18 protein-coding genes are annotated in these 22,292 nt (G+C 32.8%); all 18 read right to left on the bottom strand.

Annotation, left to right across the window (positions count from 1 at the left end):
- Window positions 1-39: 39 nt before the first annotated feature.
- A complete protein-coding gene (locus JV173_RS01605; RefSeq protein ID WP_205734544.1) occupies window positions 40-1,164 on the bottom strand; it encodes an HAAS signaling domain-containing protein in 1,125 nt (374 codons plus the stop codon).
- Window positions 1,161-1,478: a PadR family transcriptional regulator gene (locus tag JV173_RS01600; RefSeq protein WP_205734543.1), complete on the bottom strand. Its 318-nt coding sequence runs from the start codon at window positions 1,476-1,478 to the stop codon at window positions 1,161-1,163. Before JV173_RS01600 ends, JV173_RS01605 begins: the two co-directional genes overlap by 4 nt.
- A gap of 163 nt (window positions 1,479-1,641) precedes the next feature.
- Window positions 1,642-2,853: an enoyl-ACP reductase FabV gene (gene fabV / locus JV173_RS01595; protein WP_205734542.1), complete on the bottom strand. Its 1,212-nt coding sequence runs from the start codon at window positions 2,851-2,853 to the stop codon at window positions 1,642-1,644.
- 35 nt (window positions 2,854-2,888) lie between these two features.
- Entirely contained in the window at window positions 2,889-3,854 is a 966-nt protein-coding gene (locus JV173_RS01590) for an NAD(P)/FAD-dependent oxidoreductase (RefSeq protein ID WP_205734541.1), read from the bottom strand.
- Between the two features lie 90 nt (window positions 3,855-3,944).
- On the bottom strand, window positions 3,945-4,484 hold the full coding sequence (locus JV173_RS01585; RefSeq protein ID WP_205734540.1) for a biotin transporter BioY: 540 nt from the start codon (window positions 4,482-4,484) through the stop codon (window positions 3,945-3,947).
- Window positions 4,485-4,501: 17 nt separating this feature from the next.
- Window positions 4,502-5,017, bottom strand: a complete 516-nt coding sequence (locus JV173_RS01580; RefSeq protein WP_205734539.1) for a biotin--[acetyl-CoA-carboxylase] ligase — start codon at window positions 5,015-5,017, stop codon at window positions 4,502-4,504.
- Window positions 5,018-5,023: 6 nt separating this feature from the next.
- Window positions 5,024-5,452 carry a 3-hydroxyacyl-ACP dehydratase FabZ gene (gene fabZ, locus JV173_RS01575; RefSeq protein ID WP_205734538.1) on the bottom strand — a complete coding sequence of 143 codons (429 nt, stop codon included), beginning with the start codon at window positions 5,450-5,452 and terminating at the stop codon, window positions 5,024-5,026.
- Window positions 5,453-5,454: 2 nt separating this feature from the next.
- Window positions 5,455-6,693: a beta-ketoacyl-ACP synthase II gene (gene fabF / locus JV173_RS01570; RefSeq protein WP_205734537.1), complete on the bottom strand. Its 1,239-nt coding sequence runs from the start codon at window positions 6,691-6,693 to the stop codon at window positions 5,455-5,457.
- A gap of 23 nt (window positions 6,694-6,716) precedes the next feature.
- Window positions 6,717-7,466, bottom strand: a complete 750-nt coding sequence (fabG, locus tag JV173_RS01565; protein ID WP_240452996.1) for a 3-oxoacyl-[acyl-carrier-protein] reductase — start codon at window positions 7,464-7,466, stop codon at window positions 6,717-6,719.
- On the bottom strand, window positions 7,463-8,386 hold the full coding sequence (gene fabD, locus JV173_RS01560; RefSeq protein WP_205734536.1) for an ACP S-malonyltransferase: 924 nt from the start codon (window positions 8,384-8,386) through the stop codon (window positions 7,463-7,465). Before fabD ends, fabG begins: the two co-directional genes overlap by 4 nt.
- Before the next feature lie 4 nt (window positions 8,387-8,390).
- The gene (locus tag JV173_RS01555) at window positions 8,391-9,326 is read right to left on the bottom strand and encodes a beta-ketoacyl-ACP synthase III (protein WP_205734535.1); all 936 of its coding nucleotides are present in this window, start codon (window positions 9,324-9,326) and stop codon (window positions 8,391-8,393) included.
- Window positions 9,319-10,140: an acetyl-CoA carboxylase carboxyltransferase subunit alpha gene (locus JV173_RS01550; protein WP_205734534.1), complete on the bottom strand. Its 822-nt coding sequence runs from the start codon at window positions 10,138-10,140 to the stop codon at window positions 9,319-9,321. Before JV173_RS01550 ends, JV173_RS01555 begins: the two co-directional genes overlap by 8 nt.
- Complete coding sequence (gene accD, locus JV173_RS01545) at window positions 10,137-11,015, bottom strand: acetyl-CoA carboxylase, carboxyltransferase subunit beta (protein WP_205734533.1); 879 nt, start codon at window positions 11,013-11,015, stop codon at window positions 10,137-10,139. Before accD ends, JV173_RS01550 begins: the two co-directional genes overlap by 4 nt.
- On the bottom strand, window positions 10,996-12,375 hold the full coding sequence (gene accC / locus JV173_RS01540) for an acetyl-CoA carboxylase biotin carboxylase subunit (protein WP_205734532.1): 1,380 nt from the start codon (window positions 12,373-12,375) through the stop codon (window positions 10,996-10,998). Before accC ends, accD begins: the two co-directional genes overlap by 20 nt.
- A gap of 3 nt (window positions 12,376-12,378) precedes the next feature.
- Window positions 12,379-12,819, bottom strand: a complete 441-nt coding sequence (gene accB / locus JV173_RS01535; protein ID WP_205734531.1) for an acetyl-CoA carboxylase biotin carboxyl carrier protein — start codon at window positions 12,817-12,819, stop codon at window positions 12,379-12,381.
- 303 nt (window positions 12,820-13,122) lie between these two features.
- The gene (locus JV173_RS01530) at window positions 13,123-13,791 is read right to left on the bottom strand and encodes a hypothetical protein (protein ID WP_205734530.1); all 669 of its coding nucleotides are present in this window, start codon (window positions 13,789-13,791) and stop codon (window positions 13,123-13,125) included.
- A gap of 57 nt (window positions 13,792-13,848) precedes the next feature.
- Window positions 13,849-15,045 (bottom strand): MFS transporter, encoded by a 1,197-nt coding sequence (locus JV173_RS01525; RefSeq protein WP_205734529.1) that lies wholly within the window; start codon window positions 15,043-15,045, stop codon window positions 13,849-13,851.
- Window positions 15,046-15,204: 159 nt separating this feature from the next.
- Entirely contained in the window at window positions 15,205-22,176 is a 6,972-nt protein-coding gene (locus tag JV173_RS01520) for a CvpA family protein (protein ID WP_205734528.1), read from the bottom strand.
- Window positions 22,177-22,292 lie beyond the last annotated feature (116 nt).

The raw sequence follows: 22,292 nt of genomic DNA, 5'->3' as shown, positions 1-22,292 counted from the left end.
AAAAAAGAGAGCTATACTTTCGTATAACTCTCATTTATATTATTCATCTGATTTTTTAAATGTTTCGTTGTTTGTAAGAATTGCGGTTACTGGAATTAATAAGAAGAATGTCCAAGCATATTGCCATGCACCAGGAACGAAGTTTCCAAGTAAGATAAATGCTGCCAGTGCAATAAATGGTGTATATGCAACTAAATACTTAAACTTGTTTGTAACATAGATTGACATCATTGGAATTAAAAGTAAGATGACCCAACTCCAAGCGATTGATTCAGGAAAGAATAGGACAACAAGGCCATATGCCATGATGACTAATAAAATACTAAATGCAAGCATTGGATGTTTTTTCCATACATCTAAGTCATTTACAGAGATCTTAATTTGATTCGTTAAAATACCGAATGCAACTGGAACTAAATAAACTAAATATGCATTTTGACCATATGTTGTTAAGTGGAATAAAACTTGATGTGCAATAACAGCTAGAATGATGAGTAGTGCAGTTAAAACTCTAGATGTTGTTAGTTTATGCGTAAAGATTGCAAGTAATGGAACAAGTGCATATAATGCATAGCCATATGCGAAGAATGATTGATTGAAGTAACTAATTAAAATATACGTAATTGTTACAACAAATGGGCTTAATGCGACAAACTTACCATCTTTAGCAGATACATTTAAAGTAATAGCTACCATTGGAATAGATAAGAATACTAACCACATTGGATGCCAAAGATCGGTTGTAAATCCAACGAGCATAAATGTAATAATTGATAAGAAAGGCATCAGTGCAACAAATTTATTTAACCCTTCAACATTAATTAGTATTGCCACAATTGGAATTAATAAGAATGCCATCCAACTATATTGATAACCACCTGGTACTAAATTACCAATAAGGAAGAAAATCACTAATGCAACAAATGGAGAAATTGCAGTTAGTTTATTTAATCCTTTATCTGTGTGATTTAAATCACCTTTTAATCCTTTGTAGATTGATTCTGGGGTTCCTAATCTTTCTACAATCTGATTGTGTGTCAAACCCGCATCTTTTGCTTCTTCATATAATAAATCATAATCTTCTAAGACTTTTGAAACATCTTCTTTTGTAACATTTTGTTTTTTCAAATATAAATATAATTCACTTAAATAAGTATTTTTCATTTTATCTCTCCTTTTAGTATCTTCATTACATTTTCAATAAATGATTGCCATTCATCTTGGTACTCTTTTAAACTCTTTTTACCTTGATCTGTGATTCTATAATATTTACGTGCTGCTCCCATTGAACTTTCTCTTAAATACGTTTCAAACATATTTTGTTCTGTGAGTCTTCTTAAGATTGGATAAATCGTATTTTCATTGACGTCTAGTAAATGACTTAACTTATCAATGATTTCAAATCCATACATATCTTCTTCACTTACAATTTTTAGAATACAAATCTCAATAACCCCTTTTTTAAATTGTGTGTTCAATATTTCACCCTCTTTTTTTAGTGTATTGTGTATTGCACACTACTATATTATCATAGGTACTGTGTATTACGCAATACCTTTGCTAAAACTTTTTTAAAAGAAAATATTTTCAATTAAGTCATAAAAAAACTAGAACATGAATGTTCTAGCTTAGTTTAATATTTTATACGTTTTGATACTTTTCGTTGTGATATTTAGTAATTAAGGTTTCTAAATCTACTTCTTGTTCTTCATCAACACCAGGAACAGAAAAGCCGTTAATTTGATAAAACTCTGTTAAGAATAGTTTAGTACCCGGTAATTCTAAGAAATTTTCATCTTCTGGTTGGTGCATTAAATCTGCAACAATCTTTTGAGTAGATGCTTCCATTTCTTTATGGTCAATTCTAATTCTTCCAAGATCATCTAATAAACGTTTGTTGCCATAAACCATATCTTTAAATAATCTATGTTTATGCTCTAGTGTTGTTTCATGTGTATGGTTTTTAGTCATTACATCAAATAAATAAGAAACATAAATTGGCATTTGAGGAATAAATACTGAAGCTTTTGAAACGATTGCTTTTGAAGATGAGATTAGAGCTTCACCATGATACTTAGGTTTAAGTACTTGGTCCATTTTAATCACTGCAGCTTCTAAATCTTCTTTTGCTTTACCAATTGTTCCTGAGCGATAAATATTATCAGTATTTTTTCCACCGACATAGGTATATGAGATTGTTTTAAATCCTTCATTTAAAACACCAGCTTGTTCAAGCGTCATTACCCAGTCATACCAATCAGAACCACCCATAACAAATACGGTGTTTTTAACTTCTTCTTCAGTAGCAGGTTCAACTGTTAATGGTTCAACTGTTAATGATTTAATATCAATTGTTTTACCTTCTGCAGGTTTACCAATTGGTTTAATTGCAGAACGAATTAAATCTCCTGTTTCAAAATTCTTTCTTGCGCCACTTGCAAGACTATATACAAGTAGGTCAATTTTACCAAACTTTTCTTGAATAGTTTCTAAGACTTTTTGTTTCATTTCAGGACTAAAAGCATCCCCATTAAAATCTAAATGGGTTTGATTGAAATCTTTAACTGCATCTTGGAAGAATAAATTATTCCAATATCCAGCAGAACCAGTTTTTGAAGCTGACCCTTGATTTTCAAATGACACATTAATTGTGTTTGCACCAGCAGAGAATGCGAGTGTTAATCTTGTTGCAAGACCATAACCACTGGAACCACCAATGATTAAAACATTTTTAGGTCCTTGAAATTTGTCCAGTTTTTTTACTTCAGCAACATAAGTATCCATCATTTTTTTGATACCTAGTGGATGTGAATTTGTAAAAAAGTTACTACGAATTGAAGGTTTGATAATCATAAAACTTCTCCTTATATATAAAGTAATTTGATCCTTTATTCTTTAATGAGTGAAGTTGAATGTTCAAAGTTTTTATTGCGTTCTGGATAGAGTTTTGTCGTAATCGATTGGATTGCTGTTGCAGCTTCACCTTGACCTGTTGAAATCAATTTAACTTTACCTGGATATGAAACACCATTACCTGCTGCATAAATGCCTTCGACATTTGTTTGCATTAAGTAATCGACTTCAATTAAACCTTTTTCACCTTTGATTCCCCATTCTTCTAATTTTGATTTAGAAAGTAAGAATCCGTAGTTGACTAATATATAATCAACATTTAATGTGAGTTGTTCTCCTGTTTGTACATTTTTTAAAACAAGTTCAGTTGCTAACTTTTCACCATTTACACCATCGATTAAGTAAGGCGTTAGGATAGTTCCTCTTTCCTTAAATTCATCAACCGTTGTTGGTAATGCTCTGAATTCATTTCTTCTATGTACTAAAGTTACATCTTTTGCATAATCAAGTAAGGACACTGCCCAGTCAAGTGCAGAGTCGCCTCCACCTAAAACTGCGACATGCTTATCTTTAAACACATTTAAATCTTTAACAAAATATAAAATGTTTTCAAAATGTTTATCAATCTTTAATTTTTGTGGAACAAATCCACCACCACCATGGGCAATTAAGATTGTTTTTGTCTCGTACACACTTTTTTCAGTTTTAACAATGAAGTAATCCTCAACTTTTGTGATCTCCATTGCTTCTTCACCATAATAAACAGGAATATCAGATTTGAATCTTTCTAATTGTTTAACTTGTTCATCAATATATAATTTTGCAGTTACCTTTGGAAAACCTGGAATATCATAAATGAACTTATCTTTATAAACAGCGGTTAATTGTCCACCTGGTTCACCAGCTGATTCAATAACAGCTGCGTTTAATTTTCTTAGCCCCGCTAAAAATGCTGCATAAAGTCCTGTTGGACCCGCACCAATGATTAATACTTCTAACATGTTATGCACCTCTTCTAATCTCTATTAAGTATAACATGCGTATATTTTTTATAAAACCGTCTTGCTTTTATCATCATAAATGATGTTAAATTATCGTTTATCAAAGTTTAAATAACGATCTTGAATCTCTTTAGGTAGGATGAAATAAGTACTATAAGCTAAAACTAACTTAACTAAATCCCAAAAATAATATGGGATAAAGACAGTAAAAGCAACATAACTCACTTCAGTTTCAGTATTTAGGCTGTAATAAAGTATACCCAACAAATAAATTACAACAAATCCAAAAAGTAAAACAATTGGTATATCGATAATAAAGTTCTTATTTTTTGACTTAAATAATGAGATACCAACTGCTGCTACTAAAAATCCTAATAGAAATCCACCTGTTGGACCGATTAATGCTTGAAATCCACCACCTGTTGTAAAGACAGGTACACCAAGTGTACCAATCATTAAATAAATCAACACGGTTAAAAAAGCATCTAAAGGGCGAAGCAACAATCCAATTAGGATAATGATTAAGGTTTGAAAAGTATAATTAACAACCCCGACTGGAATAGATACGAGTGCTGATACACAAAGTATAGCAGCAAACATTGAAATCATTGTCATCCTACGAATGGTCATTTGAGTGACCTCCCCTATTAAAAGTAGCTTTCTAAGAGATTTGCAATTAACTTAGAAAACACACTACGCACATTTAACATCTTCTTTGTAAGAATTGTTAATGATGTTGCTTTAAAGCCAGAGAATAATAATTGATTTACATTAAGGCCAATACCTACAATGACATACTCAAAGTTTTTTTCTGTACTCTTTGTTTCAATTAATATACCACAGATTTTTTTATCATCAACGTAAACATCATTCGGTTCCTTGAAATAGACATCCAGTCCATATGAACCAAGGAGTGAAAAAATTGAACTTTTAACCCATTCTTTAATCGTAATGATTTGATCAAATGGGACATCTTTTAACAGTAATGAGAATAATAAATTTTTACCTCTTGCTGAATTCCATCTTCTTTCAAATTGACCACGACCAGCAGTTTGGTAATCCGTTCTCACAACTGTAAAAGAAGGTAGTTCTTGATAATGTTTTTTTAAATAATCGTTGGTGGAATCAACCTGTTTCAACTCAACAATCTTTAACTTTGCCATATGTTTTTACTGAACTGCAAAACTAATTTCAGCTTCACAAGCAAGTTGACCATCAACCCAAGCTTTCGCTTCACCAAAAACAAACGGTCCACGAATCTTAGTTAATTTTGTTTCAACTGTTAAAGTTTCACCTGGGCGAACTTGTCTACGCCACTTAACATTATTAGCTCCAGTGAAGAAACCAATTTTACCTTGGAACTCTGGAATTCTAAGTAATGCAATTGCACCTACTTGAGCCATCGTTTCTAAAATTAATACGCCTGGCATCACTGGATACTCAGGAAAATGACCTTTGAAATAATATTCTTCAGGTCTCACATATTTTACTGCAAGGCAACGCTCTTTATCATCAAGTTCTAAAACCTCATCAACCATTAAAAATGGATCACGATGAGGAAGCACTGCCATAATTTGTTCACGATTCATTAACGCCATAATTACGCCTCATATTTCTTAAAGATTAAAACTGCATTTTGTCCACCAAATCCAACATTGATATTCACTGCATATTCAATTGGTTTAGAAACAGCTTTATTTGGAGTGTAATTTAAATCACACTCAGGGTCTGGAGTTTTATAGTTGATCGTTGGTGGAATTAAAGACGTTTGAAGAGCTTTAACACATACAATCGATTCTACTGCTCCGGTTGCACCTAACATATGTCCAGTTGCACCTTTTGTTGATGAAATATTTAATTTATAAGCATGTTCACCAAATGCTTTTTTAATACCTAAGGTTTCAATCTTATCATTTAAGTAAGTTGAAGTACCATGGGCATTAATATATCCAATTTGTGATGGTTCAACTTTTGCATCATTTAATGCAATTTTAATTGCTTCAGTTAATCCTTCTGCTTCATCATCTGGTGCAGTCATATGGAATGCATCAGATGTAGAACCATATCCTACTATCTCACCGTAAATTTTTGCACCGCGTGCAACGGCATGATCATATGCTTCTAAAATTAAGACGCCAGAACCTTCGCCCATGACAAATCCACTTCTTTCTTTATCAAATGGACGTGATGCAATTCTTGGATCTTCTTCTGTAGATAAAGCTTTAATTGAAGTAAAACCTGCAATACCAATCTCATTAATTGATGCCTCTGCACCACCTGCAAAAGCTAAATCAATATAACCATCACGAATATTTCTAAATGCTTCACCAATTGAATTAGTTGCAGCAGAACATGCTGTAACAACTGGAATATTCGGACCCTTCACTTTAAATTTCATTGAAATCATGCCACCAACCATATTAATAATAGAGTTAGGGATGAAGAATGGTGAAACACGATCTGGACCGCGCAATGCACTTGCAGTAACACCTTCTTCAATCGTATTTAAACCACCAATTCCACTCGTTACAAAGATACCAAAACGATATGGATTATAGTCTGTATCCTTTAAACCTGAGTCTTCGTATGCTTGTATCGCTGCAATCGTACCAAGTACCATTAAGCGATCACTTCTTTTGATATCTTTTTTATCTAGATATTGTTCAAAATCTAAATTTTTAAGTTCACCTGCGATTTTAATCTTAGATCTAGATGTGTCAAAATTTTTAATGTAGTCTATACCACCTACACCATTGACAAGGTTAGTAAATGTCTCTTCAACTGTGTTACCCACAGGTGAAATAGCACCTAACCCGGTGATCACCACTCGTTTTTTCATGGTTTTCCCTCTTTCTTTTTAAATTATATGGTTAGCCCACCATCGATATCAACAACAACACCTGTAATATATCTTGCATCTTCACTTGCTAGGAAAGCAACTAAATTTGCAATATCTTCTGGTTGACCATAACTACCCATTGCAATATGTTTTAACATTTCTTGCCTAACTTCATCTGGTAATTTCTTTGTCATTGCAGTTTCAATAAACCCTGGTGCAACTGCGTTTACTGTTACACCACGAGATGCGAATTCTTTTGCGAGTGTTTTAGTAATACCGATGACACCCGCTTTTGCAGCACCATAGTTAACTTGTCCAACATTACCATATTCACCAATAACTGATGCAATGTTAATAATGCGTCCATAACCTGATTTTAAAAGAGTTCTTGCTGAATGTTTAGAAACATTAAAGACGCCTTTTAAATTTGTATTTATAACTCTATCAAATTGATTTTCAGTCATACGTAAGATAAGTGCATCATCTGTAATACCTGCATTATTTACAACAATATTTAAAGTACCAAATCTTTCAACGGTTTTATCAATAAGTTGTTGTGCAGACTCAAAATTGGAAACGTCTGCATGTAATGCAATTGCTTCAACTCCATAAGTAGTTTCAAGCTCTTTTGCAACAGCCTCAGCTTCTTCTGGTCCAACAAAATAGTTGACCACAATGTGTGCTCCCATAGATGCTAGTTTTGTTGCAATTGCTTTACCAATACCGGTTGAACCACCTGTAACTAAAGCGACTTTACCTTTTAAATTCATCATAATATCTCCTTTATATTTTGGATATCTTCATAGGAAGATACGTTATAAACTTTTAATTCCGGATTAATTTTCTTAACTAAGTTAGATAAAACAGTACCTGGACCAACTTCTAAAAAGTGTGAATATCCATCTTGAACCATTTTCTCAATAGATTGTTTAAAGTAAACAGGTGATTTAATTTGAGTTTCAAGTTCATCTAAAATTTCAGATTGTTTCAAAACTCTAGCATTTGAGTTTGCGTAAACTGGTTTATCTGCAACTTGAATATTTGCACCAGTTGCAAATTGTCTTAACTTTTTACCCGCATCTTTCATATAAGGTGAATGGAATGCTCCAGATACGTTAAGCAAAATCGCTCTACGAGCACCTTTTGACTTTGCAAGCTCAACAGCACGCAAGACTGCATCTGATTCTCCAGAGATGACAAGTTGTCCAGGAGAGTTGTAGTTCGCAGCAACAACAATTGAATCTTTCAATGATGCTTCTTCACAAACTACTTCAACATCTTGATCAGATAGACCTAGGATTGCTGCCATTTTACCAAATGTATTTTGGCCTGCATCTGCCATCAACTCTGCACGCATTTTAATGATTTTCATGATTTCAATGTCACTAAAATAACCGGCTGCATAAAGTGCTGAAAACTCACCAAGTGAGAAACCAAGATAACCATCTACTTTTAATCCATAAGCTTCTTTTAAATAATCATGAATTAATATTTCTACTGCAACCATCAATGGTTGTGTATATCTTGTATCATTTATCTTTGTTTCATCAACCAATAAACTTTGAAGGTGTAAATTCGTTGCTTTTGAAAATGTATCCATTCTTTTTTTAAGCTCAGGTACATTCTCAATAAAATCCAAACCCATGCCAACGAATTGGGCACCTTGACCTGAAAATAAAACTGCTAATTTCATATACTTACACCATTAAGATGGCTGCACCCCAAGTAAAGCCACCACCAAAACCAATCATTAATGCACGTTTAGGTGCCTTATTTTTTTGTTTGAATTCATCAAGTAAAATTGGAATACTTGCTGATGACGTATTACCATATTCATCAATATTCACTAGGAATCTTTCGATTGGAAGATTCATATCTTTTGCAACTGATTGAATAATACGAATATTTGCTTGATGTGGAATGATAAGATCAATATCTTCTAAAGTAAGATTAGCTTTCTTTAGAACTTGATCTATTGCTTTAGGCATAATATCGGTTGCGAATTTATATACTTCACGTCCATCCATTTTGACTAAAGGATCTATCCATAGGATACCAGTATCATCACCACGAGATCCATTATAGAAATGTACTTGATAATTAGGATCATCTGTTGGTTCTAATATCGCAGCACCAGCTCCATCACCAAAGAGAATACATGTACCTCTATCTTTATAATCTAAAATTGAAGTCATTTCTTCTGCACCTATAACAAGTGCTGATTTGTAGTTACCAGATCCAATCATTGAAGATGCAATTTCAAGTGCATAAACAAATCCTGAACATGCTGCATTAATATCAAATGTCATGACATGATGTTCATTTAAACCAAGCTTTGCTTGTACAAGATTCGCTATAGATGGCGATTTCATTGGGTTGGTGATTGTAGCTACCACAATTAAATCAATCTTATTCACATCATATTTTGCATTATCAATCGCATTTAATGCTGCTTTATAAGCTAAATCAATTGCTGATTCATCATCTGCTGCAACATGACGACGTTTAATCCCTGTACGGGTTGTAATCCATTCATCATTTGTGTCTAAAAATGCTGCAAAATCATCATTTGTCATAACCTTTTCTGGAACATAACGTCCTGTTGTGACAAGTTTTATATAGTTTTTATTCATCGAGAGTCACACTATCTTCAAATTCACCCATTCTTCTAAACTTTTTATAACGTTTAGAGAGTAGTGTTGTTAAAGATTCCTTTTTTAATTTAGTTACGTGTTTGACTAAAGCATTCTTTAAATTCTTTAGTCCTAAATCAGGCTCAACATTTAAGCCCTTTCCTTCTAAAATGATTTCATCAATGACATGTAATGACTTCAAATCATCTGCTGTTAATTTCATATGAACTGCAGCTTCTTTTGCTTTAGTACTGTCTTTAAATAAAATCGATGCAAATCCTTCAGGTGATAAAATTGAATAAATTGAATTTTCAAACATTAATATTTCGTCACCTACGCCAATTGCAAGTGCTCCACCAGAACCACCTTCACCAAGAATAACTACAATAATTGGTGTTTTTAATTCCATAAGTTCTTTTAAGTTTAATGCAATTGCTTGCGCTTGACCACGTTCTTCTGCACCAAGACCTGGATATGCACCAGGCGTGTCAATAATCGTAATAATTGGACGTTTAAATTTTTCAGCTTGTTTCATTAAACGTAATGCTTTTCTATAACCTTCTGGATGTGGCATCCCAAAGTTACGTTTAATTTTGTCTTCAGTATTTGTTCCTTTTTCTTCTGCAATAATTGTTACAGGAATATTATTGAGCGTTGCAATACCACCAATAATTGCAGCATCATCACCAAATAATCTATCCCCATGTAATTCAATGAAATCAGGGAAAAGTTTCTCAATGACTTTAGATGCAGTTGGACGATCCGTGCTTCTTGCTTGTTTTACACGTTCCCATACAAGATTTATATTACTCATAATTTCACCTTGCTTCCGTGTAATTTTAAGATTTGACCTAATGTTTCTTTCATGTGTTTTCTTGATATAACCATGTCAACTTGACCTTTTGCAAGTTGGAAAACATCTGTTTGAAATCCTGAAGGTAAATCTTGACCAATCGTTTGTTTAATAACGCGTGCACCAGCAAATCCAATTAAGGATGAACGTTCTGCAATATTGATATCACCTAAACTTGCAAAACTTGCAGCTACCCCACCAGTCGTAGGATTTGTCATAACTGAAATATATAAAACACCGTTTAAATCAAGTAAATTTAATGCACCAGAAGTCTTAGCCATTTGCATTAAAGATAAAATACCTTCTTGCATACGTGCACCTCCAGATGCTGAAAAAATGATGAGTGGTAATTTACTATCTGCTGCAAATTCAATCAGTCTTGTAACTTTTTCACCTACAGCAGAACCCATCGAACCCATCATAAAATATGAATCTAAAACACCGAATGCGACATCAGCACCATAAATTTTACCGGTTCCTGAAATGAAAGCTTCATTCATTTTTGCAGCTCTTTCACCTTTAATGAGTTTATCTTCATAATCAGGCATTCCAAGTGGATTTTTTGAACGAATATGTTGATCTAATTCTTTAAAACTACCTTCATCCAAAGTAAAAGAAATGCGTTTTTTAGCATTAATTCTAAAGTGATATCCACAGTATGGACATACATCTAAATTAGTTTCTAAGTCTTTATTATAAATTGCTGAATTACATTGTTCACATTGAGTAAATACACCATCTGGAATATCTACTGGTTTTGTTTCAACAGGTGTTTTCTTTAATAATTCTTGAAATTTAGCTAATTTAATTTTTCTTTCATCCAACAAGTTCTTCATTATATTCACCTTGGATTAATCCATTAAATTTAGCAACAAATCCTGTATCATATGTACCTTTGATAAAATCAGGTGCGTGCATAATTGCATATTGATATTCAATATTTGTTGTAATACCTTCAATGACTAATTGTTCTAAAGCTATTCTCATTTTACGAATCGCTTCTTTTCTTGTTGGTGCAAATACAATTAATTTACCTAACATGGAATCATAAAATGGTGGAACATCATAATCTGGGTAAATATGACTATCAAAACGCACGTTAAAACCACCTGGGAATAAAATTCTTTGAATATGACCAGGTGTTGGCATGAAATTCTTTAAAGGATTTTCAGCGTTAATACGACATTCAATCGCATGACCCATAATTTTAAGATCAGACTGTTTGAATGATAATTCTTTACCGTATGCTACTTTAATTTGTTCTTTAACTAAATCAACACCCGTAATCATTTCTGTTACTGGATGTTCTACTTGAATTCTCGTATTCATTTCAATAAAATAAAAATTCTTTCTCTTATCTACTAAGAATTCAATCGTTCCTGCACCTTCATAACCGACACCTTTAGCAAGTCGGACTGCAGCTTCCCCCATCTTAAGTCTTAAATCTTCATCTAAGATTGCAGAAGGTGCTTCTTCAATTAATTTTTGATTACGACGTTGCATAGAACAATCACGCTCAAAAAGATGAACAACATTACCTTTAGAGTCACCCATGATTTGAATTTCGATATGTCTTGGATTTTCAACAAACTTTTCGATATAAACTGATTTATCACCAAATGATGTTTCTGCTTCTAACGATGTTAGTTCAAATGATTTCTCAAACTCTTGATTATTATATGCAATGGCAATCCCACGACCACCACCACCAGCGGTTGCTTTAATCATAATTGGATAACCAATTCGATTTGCAACTTTCAATCCTTCTTCAACGGATTGAATAATACCATCAGATCCTTCTACGACAGGTACATTATTTTGTTTAGCAATCATTTTAGCAGTTGCCTTATCTCCCAATTGACTAACAACGTTAGATGAGGCTCCAATAAATTTTATACCAGTCGCTTCGACCATTTCAATGAATTTTGGATTCTCAGACAAAAAACCATAGCCCGGATGTATTGCATTACATCCTGTTGCTATAGCTGCTGATAAAACCGCTTGCATATTTAAATAACTGCTCTTAGATGAAGCAGGCCCGATACATACAGCCTCATCGGCTAATTTTGCATGAAGTGAAGTTGCATCTGCAGTAGAATAGACTGCTACAACTGGAATCCCTAACTCTTTACAAGCACGGATTACACGTACAGCAATCTCTCCTCTATTGGCAACTAAAATTTTATTTTGAGCCATTATTTACACCACAGTGAACAGCACATCATCAAAACCTACGACAGCACCATTTTTAAACATCACCTGGTCGATTGTTCCATCAACTGGAGAGGTGATTTCATTCATGATCTTCATAGCTTCAACAATGCAAACCACTTGTCCTTTCTTAACTTTATCACCAGCTTTAACTAATGGTTTCCCATTTGGTGTTGAACTTTCATAGAAAGTACCTACGAGTGGTGATTTGATTGTTTGGGACGGTGCTTTTGCTTCTGTTACAGTTGGTTTTTGTCCTGTTGTATCGGAAATGAGTTGATCATTTGATTGAACAACTACTTTAGTTTCTAATGCTTGTTCTTTGTTTTTTGAAAGGCGTAATTTAACGTCGTTAGATTCTAATTCAAGCACAGTTAACGAGGATGCTTCGAAATCCTTAATTATGCTTTTTATTTCGTTATATTTCATATTTATCTCTCTATTAATATTTTTTTGTGATCGTATTTTCCCGCCAGAGGAAACTTTGATATTATTATACCATTTCTTCAAGTTTTCATAATTTTGGCAAGGTATAAATTGGTGTGAAAGCATATATGGAAATTCATCAAATGTTTTGATGTTCAAATATATTAACATTCTATCACTATTTTCTTATTTGTCAAATACTTTGATATTCAAATTATTGCAAACGTTTACAAAGTTAAAAAAATAAAAAAATAGATGTTCCTTATAAAGGAACTATCTATTTAGTTTTCCATTTTTATCTCTAAATTAACTTACAAACGGACGATCTTGGTCATCTTTTTCAATGACTGGTTGATCTGTCTTTGGCAACTCTTTTTCTATCTTTTTATCTTTTCCAACTTGTTTTGTTTGATTTAATTCAGCGCTATAACGACGATAAGTTCCATACCCTTTTGCACCATCATAAATCAGGTATCCACCACCAAGTACAGAAATAATCAGTAATAACCAAGCGACCCATGCATGATCAAAGTTTTCAATCGGGACAATCATCGCACCTAAAATTAATACGATGATATGAGCCCAATATTTAGGTTGCTCTGTTTTTTCTCCAAGAAACACAACTGAATATAGGAATACAAGTGCTCTTAACACTAATACAAAGACTAATGTATACTTATATACTTGACCCCAAACTGGATCTAATTGACCGGTATTATAAGCATCCACACCAGCCCAAATCATAATGCCACCAAGTATAATATCAAATAAAATTTCAACTAAATTTAACGTTCTTAAAACCTCTTTATTTAAAGTTTTTAAGAGTGGAACGACTCTAAATAAACTGAAAATAACAATCGCCATCCCTGTTACCATAAAGACAACAGATTGTGCAAAGAACATTGTAACACCAACTGCAATTAAAATTGCAGCTAAAATCCATTTAAGAAGCCATCCATATGAAGGTTTTTGCATAGGTAAATCCCCCTTTAATATCTTAATTATACACTATATTTACATGAGTTAAATATCTTAGACTGCATTTTGATTCACATCGTAATATTTTATTTTTTTATAACTCATAAAAATAACTAATCCAAGATTTAAAATAATAACAGGAATAAAAATAAGTCCAAAATCAATTTGTTGATCAATCATAAAACTTGTATATAAATTACCGATGATTGCTGCTATACCATAACTAAAATACATCGTACCGTAATTTCTGGTAAAAGATTTTTCACCAAATAAATCTCTAGTTAAATTAGGCATTAAAGATAAATATCCACCAACTGTAGCCCAACTTAGCCCCATAGTTAATATAAAGAAACTTTCACTCCTAAAATCAATAAATAAATAAAATAAAGAAACAAGTAAAGTCATACCAGATAATAAATATATTGTGGGTTTAAGGTGAAACCTATCATAGATATATCCAAATAAAGGTCGTGAAAGTCCATTACAAGTTGAGTATAAAATAATCCATAAACTGATTGATTCGATCGATAAATTATAATCTTTAATACCAATATAAGATGTTAATCCTATCATAGATAACCCAAACATTATACCTATCATGAAGACAACAAAAAATACCGGAAATAACTTTCCTGGTTTTTCTATTTCCTTTTTCAGTATTTTTCGATACATCTGATTTAATTCTACCTTATAAGTCATTAAAACTGATGCTGTAATTAAAATAATACCTGAAATAATACCAAATATAATAAATGTTTGTTGAAGCCCAAATTGATCCAATGAAAACTGTAATAAAGGTGCTGTAATAACACTAGACATGCCAAACCCACCAATTGTTAGACCGACGGTCAAACCTCTTCGTTTCTTAAAAAGATTTTGAGATATTTTTACTGGTATCCCATATAAAATTCCTACTCCGCTGCCTAAAAAGACACCAATAGATGTTGAAATTAAAGTAATATCCTTAGCAATACTTGCAAGCATATAACCTAATACGACAGACGTGATACCTACAACAATCCAAAGTTTAAAGGTTTTTTCATGGATCATTCTTCCAGCAATCATAACAAAGAATGCAAAAAAGAAAAGGGATAGTAAATAAGGTATCGATGATTGGACTTGATTTAAACCTAGTTCATTTTCTAAATAAACTCTTAAAACTGTGTATGCATAAACAATACCTACAGTCAGTTCTATGAATAATCCCGAGATAAGTATCGTTAGTTTTCTTCTAGTTGTTAAATTTTCCATTGTAGCCACTTTCTTTGAACTTCAAAATATCATATCTAATACAATACACTTATCTTTTTATAATTTCAACCGATACGACTTATAATTTAAAATTTAATCTTTGATTAATAAAAAGAAAATAGCCCAACCGAGTTGGTTGGGCTAAATCATAAATCTTAATTAAATGTTTAAGAACACAAAGACTAAATCATGTAATTCTTGTCTATTTGATACAGATATATTATTAAGTGGATCAAATGGATTTGGGAATGTATCATCAAGCATTTCGATTAAGAAGTCTTTAACGATTGTCATACCTAAATCTTCAGTTAATTCATCATATGGTTGTTCATAACCAATATAAATATCAAATTGTTCATCACCAATAGCTTGTGCGGCAAGAGCTAGTTCATAAGGATCTTTCGCAGAAGCTGTATCAATTGATTCAATACCTAAATGTCTAAATGCAGCAACTAGATTTTCCATTTCATCAACTTGTACATCATAGTTTTCATCTTCGACATCTGTTCTAGATTCATCAGTTGAAAGACTAGCAGCAATAATTGCTCTTGAGATCATACGGTTTACAATATATGATTCTTCTTGGATTGCATTTTGAATTGCTTCAAGATCCATATCACCAGTATCAACTGCACCAAGATCAAGGTTTACGATACCTAGAGATTCTAATGCATCCGCTAATCTATAGAACTCAGCTTTATCTAAGTCTTTACCTGAGTAAGCATGTACCTCAAGTGCAGCATTTGGAATCATAGCTGTGCCAAATTTATCAATGACATCAGTTACCATACGGATAACAATCGTTGAGTCTGCAGTTGCGATATCTCTTAATAATTGAGGTGTAACGCCTTCTGCACTAATGTTATTTACAACATTTGTTAATGGTTCTAATAACGGATCCTCAGAACCGTTCGCAGTCGCAACGATTTCTAACGTATCGAGCAATGTCACGATTTGAGTACGTTTTATGAATTCCATTGAGATAATTTCGTAAACGTCTTCTCTAATGTTATTGCTACCAACAGCTGAAATAATACCTTCAGAAATAAACTTACGCACGATAAGCGAATCAATCGCTTCAAGATCATATAACATTGCTAATGTGAATTGATCCACATCGTTACCTAAATTTGTTGCGAATAACATCATACTTTGGTCATTATCCGGATCTTCATCATTTGCAGATGGATCGACTGCTTTAATACTTAATGCGAATTTTTCAAGTTCATCTTGAGTTAAATCAGGGTTATTTATTACATCGTAAGCATCAGGTACAATTCTATCCACAGTCACTGCTGAAGTAATAACTTCTGACATCATTGTTCTAATGATAATTGAGTCTTGTTCAATTGCACCAATCACCTTAGAAGTTGTAACGATTGAAGGTTCAAATTCCGAAATTAAATTTGAAATTGCAGTATTTCTATCTCCGTCAATGACTTGCATTGCATTAAGTAGCTTCGTGATTTCAACTGGGTCTAATAACGCAAATTTATCTTTACCTAAAACTGCATCATCTACATCGAAGTATGCAGCGTCACGGATTGTATATGTTTCACCAATTGAACCACCAATAACTCTTGAAATCTTACCTTCAAACAGTTTAGATTGTTCATCACGCATTGCTTTAATCGTTAATATATTTAAATCGTCAGATAATTCAGTTGCAAGTTGTCCAATTGCAAGATTTGGTCCTAATACTAACATTGCAACAAAGAAGTCAGCCATATCTTCACGTTTAATTTCAAGGACAACGTTATTAATTGGATTTGGAGTTGTGTTTTCTTCTAAAGATTCTGGATGAATATCTTCAATTGTTAAAATCGGAATCATTTCTTTTGAAACTAACGAGTTAATAATAATTGACTGACTATCCATCGCAGCACTAATCTTACCAATTGTAATATTGTTAGTATCTGTAAGACTATTTGTTAAGTCAATAATCTTATCTTCTTCATCTTCTGCAACTGCAGTTAATGCAGCGAATAAACGATTAAGTTCATTTTCATCTAATAAACCAAATCTTTCTTCAACTGGTAATACTAAATCAGCTGCATCGTATGCGTGCGATCTAATTTCATCCACACCTATATTTTCAATAACCATATTTGAAACTAAACCACGTACAATTAATGAACCTTCTGAATTCATATCGTTAGCTTCTTTAACTGTTAGGTCAGTAGCAATTGACCCAAGACTGGTGACTGGTTTTTCTTCACCGACATGAATTAATGCTGCAAATAAATCTTCTAGATCACCTTGGAAAATATCACCATTTTCATCAATTGTTGTTGGGTAAATCTTTTCTTCACCAAGATTTTCAATAATTTCTTTAGATAATCTTGCTCTTAAGATGACTGATCCAGCATCAACGATATCTTTAACTTCACCAACATTTACATTGGTTAATTTACCTGCTACAGTTGATATAGGATCATCTTCTTCTGGATCAAGAACATTTAATGCATCGAATATTCTTACAAATTCGAGATTTGAGAATACAAGTGGATCTTCATCCATATCTCTTGCTTCTTCTCTATCATATTCTTCACCAATTTTTTCTAAGATCATCTTAGTCATTAAGAAAGATACCATAGATGATTCAACATCGTTCATATTTCTTAAATCACTAATTGTAATGTCATTTGCCAAACTTGATAACTCTGTGACAGGTTTTTCTTCATCAAGTGTGCTTAATGCTTCAAATAAGTCACTTAAATCTGCTTGATAGATATCACCAAATTCAGGCTCAATTGAATTCGGATGAATCTTATCCATACCTAAATTGTCTTTTAATTCTTTAGAAAGTCTTGCACGTAATAGAATAGATTCTTTATCGACAATATCAGCAACTTGACCAAGTTTTAAGTCTGTTAATTGTCCAGCAACGTCCATAATAGGTTCGACTTTTGTCGGATCAATTACTGAAAGTGAATCAAAAATCTTGTCAAATTCAATATTAGAAATTACAAGTGGATCGTTATTATCTCTTGCAGCAGGTCTATCATATTCTTCACCAATGTTTTCAATAATCATTGAAGTCATTAGGAATGATACCATTCTAGATTCTTTATCATTCATTGCTTCAAGTTGTGCAATATTAATTTCATCTGCAAGCGTTGATAATTCTGTAACTGGTTTTTCTCCACCAACATGAACCAATGCTTTAAACAATGCATCTAAATCATCTTGATAAATATCTTCATTTTCATCGATTGAATCTGGGTGAACTTTATTTTCACCTAAGTTATCAATTAATTCAAATGATAAACGAGCACGAAGGATATGAGAACCTTGTTCAACTATTGCACCAATCTTAACGATAGTTAATTCAGTTAATTCATCAGCAACATTAACAATCGGTTGTTCTTCTGTTGGGTCGATAACTGCAAGTGAGTTAAAGATTGCAGTAAACTCATCATCTGATAAGAGCAGTGAATCATCTTCGCTTCTTGCTGCTTCTCTATCGTATGCTTCACCAATATTATCAACGATCATATTTGTCATCATGTAGTTGACAATTTTAGATTTTTTGCTTTGCATAGCTTTTAAGTTACCAATAGAAATAGTATCTGCAATTGATGAAAGTGCATCAATATTACTATCTTGACCTAAACCTTCAGAGAGTGCTCCAAATAAGTTTTCTAATTCTATTTGAGTAATTTCACTATCAACAATGGCATCAGGATGTACTTCAAAGTCATCCATTTCTAGAATCTTTTCTGAAACTAGCGTTCTAATAATTGAAGAGTCTTTTGAAACCATCAATTCAATATCATTGATAGTTATTGTATTAATGTCTAAATTGTTTACAACGTCAAGAATTGCATCATTTTCATCATCTGATAATTGATTTAATGCACCAACTAATTTGATTAATTCATCTTGTGAAATGAGATCGTATTGTGGGACACCATTATGAACATGGTAAACATCATCTTTAAGGTCAAGCTCAGCAATCATGTCAACAGTTAACATATTGTCACTGATAACTGATCTAATGAGGATAGAATCACCAGCTGCAACCATAGTATTCACAGTTGCAAAAGTAATGCTGTCAACATCAATGAAACTTTCCATTAATTCGTTCAGTGACATTTCACCTGTTGTGTCAAGTGAACCTAAAATTTTGAAGATTTCATCTAATTCATCTTCTGAAAGTAGACTTGGGTATTCTGCATCCATAGCAAGTGGATGTGGTTCACCTAAGTTATCTGTAATACCTTTTGTAATAAATCCTTTAATAATAAATGAGTCTTTAAAATCAATTGTAGTTAATTTAGAAACTAATATCTCATCAAGGATGGCATCCATTGAACCATCACCAGAAAGTAATAATGAAACTTCAATTTCTAAATGCTGTAACATTTCAGCAAGTTTATTTAATTCAACTTGTCTTAATTCTTCTTTAGTTTCATTCGTGAATGCTTCAACTGGAATATCAAATAGATTCGCACTTACAAGTTGATCTGTAATCATCTTTCTTAATATTGCAGATTCTAATTGAATAACTTCAACTAAAACTTCCGTTGTAATGGTATCTAAATTAATTGATTCACCTTCACCAGGTAAATTTAAATCGAGGATAACAAGTGCTTCTAATAATTTAGAAAGTTCTTCTCTAGCAATCCAACCATGATACGGAGAATTTTCATCAGTAACTAATGCAGAATCTGGAACAGTAATACCTTCAACAGTTCCTAACATATCAGATACTGTTGAGTATAAAACATCACTTGATAATAAGAGTTCGCGGTTATCTGGGTCAGCAACATATTTTTTAATAATTGGGAATAAATCATTTAGCATATTTGAAGAATTTAAGATTTGACCGAAATCAATTCCTTCTTCATCCATGATTTCAATTAATCCACCTAAGATTTCTAAGACTGTAGAAAGTTCAGTCTTCTTAATCCAGCCATTGTATGGTGAATCAGGATCACTCACTTTAGCAACATCAGGAATTGAAAAATCACCTAGGTTACCTAAACTATCGTCAATAAATGCGTATAAAATATTTGAGTTTAAAACGGTAGCCATGTTGTCATCATCTGCAACAAAGTTAACTAGTACTGGTAAAAGAACTGAGATCATATCTGAATCTTCAGCAAGTGCTTCTTGTAAGAGGAGTCCGTTTTCATATAAACCGAAGACAACATTTACAACAACTTCAATTTCATCGTTGAAATTAAAGTCTGGAAGATCAACTGCTTTATATAACGGTTGAACGAGTTCTAACGGTTCAGTGATATACTTTTTAATTAACACATTACTCATTTGAGTTGTCAGTGAAGATATCAATTGACCATCTAAGAATGTATCAATTGCTGATTTAAATAAGTCTCTACCATCAGCTGATGATAGTAAATTATCTAAAATAACGAGCATATCCTCTTCATTTACAAGAGGTTCAGCAATTTCAAGTTCACCAAGTTTTTGATAAACTGAGGCAATCCATAATAATTCACGTTTCAAATCAGCGGAATCTTCGAAATTAGTGTCAATGATTGAAAGGAGCATTTCCATTTCTTCTTCTGTCCAACCAGTTTCAGTGTTAGTCAACATGTTGACGCCGAATGAAATGATTGGATCCAACATTACTTCGATGATTGAAAGGTCCGCAACTTTGCCTAATGTTTCTTGGAACCACGCATGATAAGTAGGATCAGAGTTTAATAATATTGTAATTTCTTGAATACCAGAAATGAATTCTGATAGTGAAACATCTGCTTGACCGTCACCATTTAAGTCAATTCCAGGGAACGCATACAGAACAGTGTCTAAGATACCTACGAGTTCATTTAAAGTTGTTGAAATAAATGTACCATTGAAAGCTGAAATTTGTTGACGTATTTTATCAAGCATATCAATCTTAGCTTCAGTTGAATCTATCCAAGTGATTTGATCTAGTACTGCTTGGTTATACATACCAACTTCAAGTGCAATATCCCCAACCTTTAATAAGTCGAGTGATGCAATACGAGAAAGTGCGCTCTTGAAGAGTTCTTGTTGATCTTCAGTAAAGTTTCCAATTGCACCAAAGTCTTCAGCAAGGACTTGCCACTGTCCAAAACTTTGAACTTGTAGTAATTCACTCACTGCTAAATAAATTTCATTAAAATCATCTGTTAAACTAATTTCAGTTGCATCAAGTCTTGCCATCAAAGTTTGGATTTCTGAATCAGTTAATGGAAGTTCTACACCAAATTCAGGTGCGAATGCTATACCTAGTTTAATACCAGGTTTTAAGATTGAGTTTAAAAGCTGAGATTTTGCAAAGGCTGTAAAGAATCCTTCAAATCTGCCTAATTCTTCTGCAGTAAATGTTTCTGGATTGAATTGTTCACCACCAACAACATATGGTAATGCTGCTTTTGCACCTTCACCAATCCAAGCAAGTTCTGCTCTCCAAGTAATTACTTCATCATCATTAACTTTAGAATGGAATGCAAGGTCAAAGAACCAGTCAGCTAAACCTTTATCTTCATATTGAACTGCATCGTTTATAACTTTTACAAAATTGTATTCATTTGAAGCACTGATTGCTTCAGCATAAGCTTTATATTGAGGGTCTTCAATTTCTACACCTTGTCCAACAATTGTATTAATTAGAACAAGAACGGGGAAAATTAAAATAAATCCTGAGAATGCACCACGTGCAGCACCCATTAATCCACCAAATAATCGATTCTTAGGTAGATTTTTAACCATCGGTTTTATAAATAACCAAGGTATACCAATGATAATCCATTGGAAAATAAATTTTAATATGAAATAAAAGGAGAAGAAAATACTTATCTTAAATCCTAAATCAGCAAGCGCTAAAACTAAAGGTAATGCACCAGCTTCAATGATTTTATCGAGATATAGATTGAGGTCAATTCCGACATTACCAATCATGTTCACGATATCTCTCAGAGTACTTTCATCTACAAACTCATTTAGTTGGAAAAATCCAAGTCCATAGAATAATGCTAAGACTAATAAAACTTGGCCAAAAAAGTTCCAAGTAGTTTTAAAAAATCCTCTTCTTATGCCTAATAAAAAGTGGAATAAGACAAAAAGACCTACGACTGCACACTCAAAAATCAAAAAGTACATAGGAATTTGTGACATATCTAAACCGTTCATATTATGTATTCCCCCAAAATTATCTAATTTTATTATAACTTAAATAATTGTTTTTATAAACAATTGACTTTTACATAAATAAAAAATGGTGCACAGTATAGGGATTGAACCTATGA

Origin of the sequence: Acholeplasma equirhinis (genome assembly GCF_017052655.1) — a bacterium.
GTDB classification, from domain to species: domain Bacteria; phylum Bacillota_I; class Bacilli_A; order Acholeplasmatales; family Acholeplasmataceae; genus Acholeplasma; species Acholeplasma equirhinis.
The sequence above is the reverse complement of the archived record's forward strand: the minus strand, read 5'-3'. Positions and strand labels throughout refer to the sequence as shown.

Excerpts from the sequence above, each read along its gene's own strand:
- fabF (WP_205734537.1), bottom strand. The coding sequence starts at position 6,693 with ATGAAAAAACGAGTGGTGATCACCGGGTTAGGTGCTATTTCACCTGTG.
- JV173_RS01555 (WP_205734535.1), bottom strand. The coding sequence starts at position 9,326 with ATGAATAAAAACTATATAAAACTTGTCACAACAGGACGTTATGTTCCA.
- accB (WP_205734531.1), bottom strand. The coding sequence starts at position 12,819 with ATGAAATATAACGAAATAAAAAGCATAATTAAGGATTTCGAAGCATCC.
- JV173_RS01530 (WP_205734530.1), bottom strand. The coding sequence starts at position 13,791 with ATGCAAAAACCTTCATATGGATGGCTTCTTAAATGGATTTTAGCTGCA.
- JV173_RS01550 (WP_205734534.1), bottom strand. The coding sequence starts at position 10,140 with ATGAGTAATATAAATCTTGTATGGGAACGTGTAAAACAAGCAAGAAGC.
- fabD (WP_205734536.1), bottom strand. The coding sequence starts at position 8,386 with ATGAAATTAGCAGTTTTATTTTCAGGTCAAGGTGCCCAATTCGTTGGC.
- JV173_RS01590 (WP_205734541.1), bottom strand. The coding sequence starts at position 3,854 with ATGTTAGAAGTATTAATCATTGGTGCGGGTCCAACAGGACTTTATGCA.
- JV173_RS01525 (WP_205734529.1), bottom strand. The coding sequence starts at position 15,045 with ATGGAAAATTTAACAACTAGAAGAAAACTAACGATACTTATCTCGGGA.
- JV173_RS01605 (WP_205734544.1), bottom strand. The coding sequence starts at position 1,164 with ATGAAAAATACTTATTTAAGTGAATTATATTTATATTTGAAAAAACAA.
- JV173_RS01520 (WP_205734528.1), bottom strand. The coding sequence starts at position 22,176 with ATGAACGGTTTAGATATGTCACAAATTCCTATGTACTTTTTGATTTTT.
- accD (WP_205734533.1), bottom strand. The coding sequence starts at position 11,015 with ATGAAGAACTTGTTGGATGAAAGAAAAATTAAATTAGCTAAATTTCAA.
- JV173_RS01585 (WP_205734540.1), bottom strand. The coding sequence starts at position 4,484 with ATGACCATTCGTAGGATGACAATGATTTCAATGTTTGCTGCTATACTT.
- accC (WP_205734532.1), bottom strand. The coding sequence starts at position 12,375 with ATGGCTCAAAATAAAATTTTAGTTGCCAATAGAGGAGAGATTGCTGTA.
- fabZ (WP_205734538.1), bottom strand. The coding sequence starts at position 5,452 with ATGGCGTTAATGAATCGTGAACAAATTATGGCAGTGCTTCCTCATCGT.
- JV173_RS01580 (WP_205734539.1), bottom strand. The coding sequence starts at position 5,017 with ATGGCAAAGTTAAAGATTGTTGAGTTGAAACAGGTTGATTCCACCAAC.
- fabG (WP_240452996.1), bottom strand. The coding sequence starts at position 7,466 with ATGATGAATTTAAAAGGTAAAGTCGCTTTAGTTACAGGTGGTTCAACC.
- fabV (WP_205734542.1), bottom strand. The coding sequence starts at position 2,853 with ATGATTATCAAACCTTCAATTCGTAGTAACTTTTTTACAAATTCACAT.